Annotated in this window: 7 protein-coding genes; 4 read left to right on the top strand and 3 right to left on the bottom strand. The window is 43.0% G+C overall.

Annotated features, from left to right (window positions below; translation table 11 throughout):
- Positions 1-301 precede the first annotated feature (301 nt).
- Together QUA50_RS19400 and QUA50_RS19395 are read right to left on the bottom strand one after the other, a co-directional pair.
- Positions 302-661 (bottom strand): hypothetical protein, encoded by a 360-nt coding sequence (locus QUA50_RS19400; protein WP_015179737.1) that lies wholly within the window; start codon positions 659-661, stop codon positions 302-304.
- Between the two features lie 283 nt (positions 662-944).
- The gene (locus QUA50_RS19395) at positions 945-1,670 is read right to left on the bottom strand and encodes a hypothetical protein (RefSeq protein ID WP_333266001.1); all 726 of its coding nucleotides are present in this window, start codon (positions 1,668-1,670) and stop codon (positions 945-947) included.
- Positions 1,671-1,832: 162 nt separating this feature from the next.
- Here QUA50_RS19395 and QUA50_RS19390 point away from each other — a divergent pair, with 162 nt between their 5' ends.
- A complete protein-coding gene (locus QUA50_RS19390; protein WP_333266000.1) occupies positions 1,833-3,551 on the top strand; it encodes an AAA family ATPase in 1,719 nt (572 codons plus the stop codon).
- Between the two features lie 74 nt (positions 3,552-3,625).
- On the opposite strand, the gene QUA50_RS19385 is transcribed toward QUA50_RS19390, so the two are convergent.
- On the bottom strand, positions 3,626-5,482 hold the full coding sequence (locus QUA50_RS19385; RefSeq protein ID WP_333265998.1) for a bifunctional 3'-5' exonuclease/DNA polymerase: 1,857 nt from the start codon (positions 5,480-5,482) through the stop codon (positions 3,626-3,628).
- A gap of 932 nt (positions 5,483-6,414) precedes the next feature.
- On the opposite strand from QUA50_RS19385, the gene QUA50_RS19380 reads away from it, so the two are divergent.
- The 3 genes from QUA50_RS19380 to QUA50_RS19370 all read left to right on the top strand — a co-directional run bounded on the left by QUA50_RS19380 (position 6,415) and on the right by QUA50_RS19370 (position 8,157).
- Entirely contained in the window at positions 6,415-6,975 is a 561-nt protein-coding gene (locus tag QUA50_RS19380; protein WP_333265996.1) for a hypothetical protein, read from the top strand.
- Positions 6,972-7,643, top strand: a complete 672-nt coding sequence (locus QUA50_RS19375; protein ID WP_333265994.1) for a hypothetical protein — start codon at positions 6,972-6,974, stop codon at positions 7,641-7,643. Before QUA50_RS19380 ends, QUA50_RS19375 begins: the two co-directional genes overlap by 4 nt.
- 292 nt (positions 7,644-7,935) lie before the next feature.
- The gene (locus tag QUA50_RS19370; RefSeq protein ID WP_333265992.1) at positions 7,936-8,157 is read left to right on the top strand and encodes a hypothetical protein; all 222 of its coding nucleotides are present in this window, start codon (positions 7,936-7,938) and stop codon (positions 8,155-8,157) included.
- Positions 8,158-8,437 lie beyond the last annotated feature (280 nt).

Genomic DNA, 8,437 nt, shown 5'->3' with positions numbered 1-8,437 from the left:
ACCCAAACAACCGACAGTTACTATTTGTACGCTGCGAGAAGACGAGTATCAAAAACAGTTGTTTCAAAATGACGATCGGCTTATTTCCTCAATGTTTCCAGAGTTGCAATTAACCGCACAACAAATCTTCGCGGCCGGCAGATATGCTGCTATGTAGCTTAGATGCAGGTAACGTTTAACTAAAGCCTTCTGAGAATGCGATCGCAAATATCGCAAACGGAACTGGTGCGGTGGGTGGGCGGGAGCAAAAAAATCCTGCTTTGAGCAGGATTTTTCCCCCTTTATCGGGGGTCGTCATTGATTACTTGACAAAATCATCAATCTCTTCATTATCGTCGGTTGCCTTTTTCTTATGAGAAGCTTTGACTGCCGATTCGATATAACGGAAGTGCAAGTCAATCACAGCTTGCTCAGATGAAAGCCAGTAAACGTTGCTCAAGATTTCTTCAAGCATCTCGTCAGCCGAGTAGCCTTCATATTGCTTGTTAAACCAAGTATTGAACGCTTCCCAGTCAAGAGCTTTACCTTTCTGCAACTGTCGTTGTTTGGCACGTCCCGTCAACTCGCGGGCAACGTGCAAAAACATCTCGAAGCGCTGTTCTTCAAGAGTTTCTGCAAATTGCTTTTGCATCGGAGTTGGAGCGGATTTGCGATTAGCCATGATTAACCCTCAAGCGTGTTTTTTTTCACAACTAAAGCGACGGCAGTCTGCTAATTACAATTAATTCAAAAAATTTAGTGGGTGGGTGAGTGGGTAAAATTAAATTCACAACCAAGGTCAAAGTTTCCTTGATTGTGAATTTGTTGGGTCTGCTTCCCAGAGCGTCCTGATTCGGACGGTGGCGACAATCATTACCCAGCATCGCGATTCGTGGAAAAGGCCTCGATAGAGGCAAAAAAATGCTCTGCTTTTTCAGCAGAGCTTTCTAATCAAACTTTAGCAATTATTCGTCGTCTTCCTCAAATTCTTCCTCTTCGTCTAAACTAAAATCATCCTCCTCATCGTCATCATCCTCATCCTCATCGCCTTCCTCGTCTTCGTCATCCTCATCAATTTCATCGAGTATGTCATCAATTTCATCATCTTCATCATCTAGTTCGTCGTCCTCATCGAGTTCTTCAGTATCTTCTTCAGAGGATTTAGCTAACTCGTTGCGACGCTTTAAGCTTTGAGCATTGAACTCCATTAAATCGGCAATGGCAGCTTGTGGATTGTCAGCAATTGTATCGTAAAGTTGGCTCATCGCTAAAGCAACAACTTCGACATCATACTTGAGTTCATCGGGCCGGCCAACTAGCTTGGGAAACACAGTATTGTTCCACTCTTGCCAGTCGAACTTTTTACCATTGCCATTGCCGTTGCGCTTGTTCAACTGAGCTTGAATATCCAATCCCAGTTTTTCGCGAATTGCGTGGCCAACCTTTGTCGAAATACGGCTATCGCGACGCTGAATAGTCACACCGTATTTCTTATGAATTGTATTGCGAATCTGTTTGACTAGCTCGCCAGCAAGTTGCTCGGAGCTGAGGTTAGGTTGAGGTTTTGATTTAGCTCCATTGTTACTGCCGACTGTTTGACTGTTCTGTTTTTCAGGCGGTTTTGATTTAGCAGGCACTGGTGACTGAGAGCGATTTGGAGTGGCTGCTGTTTGTTTTTTAGTTGTGGCCATGATTGACAATTTAACTTACATAACATCAATTTATGAGTGCCGTTAGGCACAATTACCCCCTCCAGTTGAGGGGGCGTATTTCGCTCATTAGCAGGAAGTTAAATTTTAATTACATTAGTTAACTTTTATGTTAAATCTCCTGTAAGTAGTGGTGTATAACGCATGAAGATTTTCAATAACTGGTCTAACTTAAGAGTTATTCAAACTCCCATTATTGCCCTCGAATATTACAGTGCCGATCGCCAAACAATCTTGTCATCATTTCATCAGTACGCTAATGAGTGTTGTTTACCTGTTTATTATTGGAATCCTGGCTATGCAACTCTTCAACAGGTGCAGTCAACTCTTCAACAGGTGCAGTCAACTCTTCAACAGGTGCAGTGTTTCGATAAACATCTCCCAAATTTAGGTTTTCACTCAAACATGACAAGCGTTTCAGATGCTTTTTCAGAGATGTATAATAGTGAATGCGTCCTCTGCAAAACTGAGCTATCTGTCGAGAATGATGTCCTGCAATTTCTGCTGGAAAATGACTATCCCGGTATCTTTTTGTTAGAGGATATTTTGGAGTCAGGCAGTAGCGAACAGCCTCTTGTCCGCCGTTATTCTCAATTAGCTAACGCATTTTTTGAGCTGAAAGGGCGTTGGGCCAACCAATATTGGATACTTTTGGGCGAGTACATCCAACTGCCATCAAAGCTAAGTCCATTAATTCCTCTACTCAAATGTCCGTTACCCGATCGCTTTGAAGTCGAAGTTCTTGTGGATAATTTTTGCGATCGCAATTGTTCCCTTGATTTTGGTTCAGATGCGGTAGCTGCTAAAAAACGGCTGGCTGTTTCGAGTCTAGGGCTGCCAACTGCTGAAATTGAATTAGTGTTAGATCGATCGCTCTGTGTGACAGCTTCAGTTGTCCAAATCGCACAGTTGGTATTGGAGCATAAAATATCGCAACTTCGAGACCAGGGGTTGGAGTTCATTGCTTCTCCAGACGTGCCTCATGCTGGCGGTTTAGATTTATTAGACGCTTATTTGAGCGAAGTCGTAAAGCTGTCAGAAGCTGATGCCAAGAAATATCACCTCAGACCTCCCAAAGGAATGCTGCTGTGGGGGCCGCCGGGGACGGGCAAAAGTTTGAGTGCAAAGCTAGCTGCTAAGAAGCTAGGTTATGCGCTTTTAGCAGCAAGTTGGGGCAATATTCTAGGTTCCTCTAATCCCGATCGCGCTCTCAACAAAATGCTGGATACAGCCGATAATTTGGGCGGCTGCGTGCTGTTCTTTGACGATTTTGACAAGGGTTTTTCTGGCTGGGAATCAAATGCTGATGGCGGTGTAGCTAGGCGGCTGTCGCAGAAATTGCTCACATGGATGCAGGAACATGAGAGCCCCGTGTTAATGTTAGCTACTGTTAACCGCTTAGAAATGCTGCCGGCTGAACTTATCCGCAGATTTGACGACGGCGGAATCTGGTTTGTGGATTTGCCACACAGCGGCGCTCGCTATGAGATTTTCAATTTGCACTTAGCTAAGTATTTCCCAGAGCAGTTTGGGGAAGGAAAAGAGAATCTTTGGAGCGACAGGCAGTGGTATTCGCTACTATCTGATTATGCCGGAGCAACGAGTGCTGAAATTGCGATCGCAGTAAAGCGCTGTGCTGAGCGAGCTTATTGTGAAGGGCGACCTGGTAAAATTGAATTGGCCCATTTGCGTTATCAGAGAACTCAATTTGTGCTATCGTCTGAGCGTTCTTCTGAAGATATCCAGGGGATTCGCAACAAAGCGTCCTTTGCTCGGCCTGCTTCTGGGAGGGATGGGTCTAAATTTGCGGCGGGAGAGCAAGAGTTATTCGAGTATCGGCCACCTGCTTACGAGAAAACTTGAGTGCATGATAAATCGCAATAGCATCGGTTCGTTTTCTCCCTACTCCCACTCCCCCATCTTTCCCCGTTAATCTCTTACCCTCCCCAACTTTCCATCACCTTAATTTCTACCTCGCAAGGAATCGGAGAGAGAAATTTATTCCCGGCTCTCACCATACATTTTTTAAGCATTGCTTTAACGTGGTTTACTTCTTCGATAGGACTCTCTATTAAAATTTCATCGTGAACCACACAAATCAGTTTAGCATCCGTGCAGCTTAGAGGTGAAAAAATGAGAGCAAGAGCGAGTTTAGTAATGTCAGCGCTCATCCCTTGAATTGGGTTATTTAGCATTTCGTTAAGCAGCGGTTTAGTATCTTTTGACCATAATCTCCTTCTGCCTAAGACTGTCCGACTCTCTCGAATACCTCGGCTCCAGGCGCTCCGAACTTTGCTGTGAAATTGTTTGATACCTGTATAGGATTCAAAGAACTTCTTACGAAAGTGTGAAGCTTGTTGCAGCGTTAAAGTGACTCCATGCTCTGCTTGAGCCATATTCTTAAATTTCGTAACTCCCATGCCATAAATTAAACCGAAGTTAATGATTTTACCGAGCTGTCTGTCTTCGAGAGTAATTTCAGATAAGGGTTTTGCCAGCACCAAAGAAGCTGTCAGAGAGTGCAAATCTTCCCCTTGAGAGTAGGCTTTCACCATCGTGCGATCGCCCGAAACCTTCGCCATAATCCGCAGTTCAATCTGGCTGTAATCGGCTTTGAGCAGGACACAACCGGGTGCTACTTTAAAACACTGTCGGGTTTCCTTATCTCTGGGGATATTCGTTAAATTCGGTTCTCGACAACTAAACCGTCCTGATCTAGCACCAATCTGAAACCAATTGGGATGGATGCGCCCTGTAATCGGGTGAATGCGTTCAGGTAAACCCAGAGTAAAAGTATCGATACGAGTAGATAAGCTGCGGTACTCTAACAGTGTTTGAATCACAGGATACTTGCGTTGCAAAGGAATTAAATGTTGAGAGTTAGTGGAAGTAACAGGAATGCCTTTCTGTTGCAAAGCCGCTAGAACTTGCTTGGGAGAGCGAGGATTAATTGTATCCGTAAATTCCGGCAGCAGAGAGATTTGTTGGTGAGGGTTAGGTCGATGGAGTTGCGAATTAATTTGTTTTAAAAGAGAGTCGCGTTGATGACAGAGCTTCACTCCCAAAACTCTCCACTGTTCTCTATCTAAAAGCATTCCGTTGAGTTCCATAGAAGCCACCGCAGGCAGACAGGCAAACTCTAGTAAAGCAGTTTTCCAAAGCTTAGAAGCTTTCAGTTTTTGTTGCAGAGCAGCAGCCAGCGGGAGTAAGATTGCAGCATCGGTAGCAGCATATTGCAGTTGAGCGAGTGTTAAATTTCCCGACCAATCGCTAACTTGCTGCGTTTTGTCTAGCTTTACTTTCAACAAAATTTCAGTGACAGCCTCTAGGGACAAATGGCGTTTTAGTCCAGCCGTCAGCACTCGGTAAGCCAAATAGGTATCGAAAAAGGGTTTGGATGGTTCCAGTCCGGCAAAAGTGAGCATTTGCCATTCAAATTTGAGGTTGTGACCTACCTTCAGTGCAGGACTCGCTAAGAGCAAGCGTAATGGTTCGAGAAAACTCGGTTCAATTGCCCATAAATCTACAATGATTACTGGATGGTCAGGAATGGCAATTTGTAACAATCTAATTTTGGCTTGATATGGGTCAAGCCCTGTCGTTTCGCAGTCTATACCGATAATTTTTGCTTGTTGGAATGGTTGAAGGGCTGTTTCAAGATTGAAAGCAGTATCGATCAGTTGGTAAGGGGTTTTAAGTGTAACTGGGAACTGAGCTATTTTAAGTTTCTCGGGCGTCAAAGAAGTTGGAATAGCGGTTGATTGTTTCTGCTGGTTTAGCGGAGTAGGTTTCATAATTACTTGCTTTTCTAAAAAAAGTGAAAGGCTATCTTTCTGTCAAAAATGCACGAAGTTTTATTATTTTTAAGCCGGTATTCGAGATTAGGTAGCTTGAGGATAATGGGTTTTATTTGGGAAGTATACGAGTTTTAAGTCAATACGCTTGGACTCAGAACAATGTGACTTCCTTTCACAAGTCGGGAATTCCAAAAAATCCGTGAAATTAAATTCGTCTGAAAGCGCTAACCCAAGCGTATTGAGTTATTATTCGGTTTTTTGTAAATCAATTTAAGTCCTGAACTTTAGAAATAAGGTAAAAGACATAAAGGATGGCGGTTGGTCTAAAAACAACCAGGGGTTGCCTGGTTTTCATTGAAAATAGTGTAAGGATTCAGGTCACTGAACTCCTTGCTGGGCAAAGACTTTAGATCTGGAGCTTGATGCTAAATAAATCTCTATTCTCAATAAATGACAAAAAATGACAGTTTTTCGTCCTTTATTGACAATCAACCACGAAAGACAAAAACCCTTATTTTGCCCTAAAACCCTTGCCAGACAAGCGTTGGAGCCGCAAGTTTTTAGACCTGAATCCTTACAAAATAGTTGCCAACTTTAGAGTCGGCAACAGTTGTTTTGACTATCCCAAGTGCCGCCTAAAAGGTCGCAGCCGGGTTTGCCCTCTGTAATCTTTTTACAGACGACTGCGTTAGCGTCTGTTGCCATTAAGAGCAAAAGGCTTGTTAGAGCGATAGCGAGGAGTTTTTTCATAACGGTGAGCTCAGATGTATGAACTTCACCCATACAGCACTGTTAAGTGCGACTTTAATTCGGAACGATTAGATTGTAAAAAAGATTTTTATATAGAGGTGGGTGGGAAAATATTGCTTGAATTTAAATTTAAAGATTAGGATATATAATGTAGTTGTCACAATAATTAGGTTTGGCAATTGAATCGCCCTATCCAGCTTCTTAGAGTTCGAGATCGACAGGTAGTTAATGCTATCCTGACATCCGTTACTGAGAAGCATTTAGAAGATGCCACAAACCTCTGGGAACCAACCCTTCGAGGGAGTGGAGAAGAAGATGAATACTGGAATTGGGTTAGTAAAAGCTATCGAACTCAATTTTTACCAGGAGATGAACTATATGCCATTGAGTGTGATGGCATAACTCAGGGTTTAATGACTATCGATATTTTAAAAAAACGCTGCTATATTGAGTCTCAATTGAGACGAAGATTGGTTTACGTCAGAGCCCTAGCAACGGCTCCCTGGAATCGACAAACTATTAGCAATCCTCCAACTTATAAGGGAGTAGGTGGAACTCTGATAGATTTTGCGATCGCTCGTAGTGAGGAACTAGGATACCAAGGAAGGATAGGCTTCCACGCACTGCCTGGTGCGCTAGTATTTTATAGAAAGTTGAAAGTGGGGCTGCTAGACTGCGGTCCAGATCCTGAAGAACCAGACAATCTTAATTACTTTGAAACATTAAGGAAAGACAAATGAGTAACTCAATTCCCTCCCAGCCCCCATCCACAATAGATGATACAACCAGTTATCCGCGCTTGATGGAACTGATAGAAGCAGAAGATGCAGCTAATGGAGAAGTTGGCTGCGGTCGGAATTTGGGTAATAAACCTTCAGTTTATCTGAAAACCTGCGGTATCAATATCTCTGATGAAAAGCTAAGAAATTTGTTAAGGGAGTATTTAGGGCATTTATTGATGGAGCTAGATTTTGACTCAATAATCAACCAGGTGAGTCATTTCGTAGAGTCATTAGTCGTGCAGGAACACACTCAATTAGAGCAGACAAGACCAGCATTAATGCACTTAGAATCAGTTTTTGAGCAGATTCCTGCGAAAGAACTCAAACAATGTATTGAGTCAGAATTGGGGGAGTTTTGTTCGGAAACTGTGATCGAGCAAATTGTTCAGTACACTGGTCAAGTGATTCACTATTCAATTCTTCAACCTCGACATAAGTGGCCCAAACCTATTTGGGTACTAAGTGCTCTTGAGAAGGTGTATATTGCTCAGGCATCTAGTTTAGATGCAGCAATTGCCCAAGTTAAAGCACAATATCCCGACGAAAGCGGAGAGCTGCAAGTAATAAAAGTCGGAGGTGTTCTCGCACCAAACCAAGTGATTTGCTTGGAGTTATTGAACAATTAATAAAAAATGCAGAAGTAATTTGGTAGCTTTGAACGCACCCCAACCTGCATCATATCCCCTCTCTTAAGCATGGGTATTCTTTAGCTTTTAGTTCCTACTCTCTCTTAAAAAACATTTTTCTCGACTTCCTAGAATTGCCTAGTGCTGAGAGCCGTTAGGCAACCTTCATAAAGCTGCCCCCTCCATTTAGAGGGGGTAATTTTTACTGAACGAAATCGCTCACAGGAATGAAGTTGCAGGAACTAGATGCGATTTAAATTGGACTTGTTGACCACATAAACTAAGAAAAACCATGCACAATGCTTCGATTGAACCTAATTCCGGCTATAACAACTCCGGTTACGAATCGGCACCCGATTTGACTGTCGGTTACTCGTCATCTAAAGAAGTTCGCCAAGGTAATTTTGACAACGCTTACCAAGAAAATGTGTATGACTTGTCCAACCTAGCAGATACTCCTTGGACAGATTCAGCAGTCCGCCCGAATCCACAGCTTGAGCTGGAGCTTGATTAAAGAAAAAAGCGAAGATGGAGAAATGCAGTCCAGGACGCATCAACCTAAAAAACCCAGTTTCTCGTTCTCATCCTCAACCTAAAATGACGGAATTACATAGAAAAACCGGGTTTTTGGGTAATTCCTAAAATGGAGAGGAAAAGAGGGAGAAAGGTAGAGAGGGCGAGAGGGAGAGAGGGGGAGAGAGGGGGAGAGGGATTTAGCTGATGGGTAATTTCTGCATGCAATACTGCTCTATTTTTCGTAATGTTTTAAAAACAGTTGAAAGTTTTTCCAAATT

This window comes from Microcoleus sp. M2_D5 (assembly GCF_036701935.1).
Lineage (GTDB): Bacteria > Cyanobacteriota > Cyanobacteriia > Cyanobacteriales > Microcoleaceae > Microcoleus.
The sequence above is the reverse complement of the archived record's forward strand: the minus strand, read 5'-3'. Positions and strand labels throughout refer to the sequence as shown.

What these genes read in the sequence shown, in the direction of transcription:
- QUA50_RS19400 (WP_015179737.1), bottom strand. Translation starts at nt 661, where the DNA reads ATGGCTAATCGCAAATCCGCTCCAACTCCGATGCAAAAGCAATTTGCA.
- QUA50_RS19395 (WP_333266001.1), bottom strand. Translation starts at nt 1,670, where the DNA reads ATGGCCACAACTAAAAAACAAACAGCAGCCACTCCAAATCGCTCTCAG.
- QUA50_RS19390 (WP_333266000.1), top strand. Translation starts at nt 1,833, where the DNA reads ATGAAGATTTTCAATAACTGGTCTAACTTAAGAGTTATTCAAACTCCC.
- QUA50_RS19385 (WP_333265998.1), bottom strand. Translation starts at nt 5,482, where the DNA reads ATGAAACCTACTCCGCTAAACCAGCAGAAACAATCAACCGCTATTCCA.
- QUA50_RS19375 (WP_333265994.1), top strand. Translation starts at nt 6,972, where the DNA reads ATGAGTAACTCAATTCCCTCCCAGCCCCCATCCACAATAGATGATACA.
- QUA50_RS19370 (WP_333265992.1), top strand. Translation starts at nt 7,936, where the DNA reads ATGCACAATGCTTCGATTGAACCTAATTCCGGCTATAACAACTCCGGT.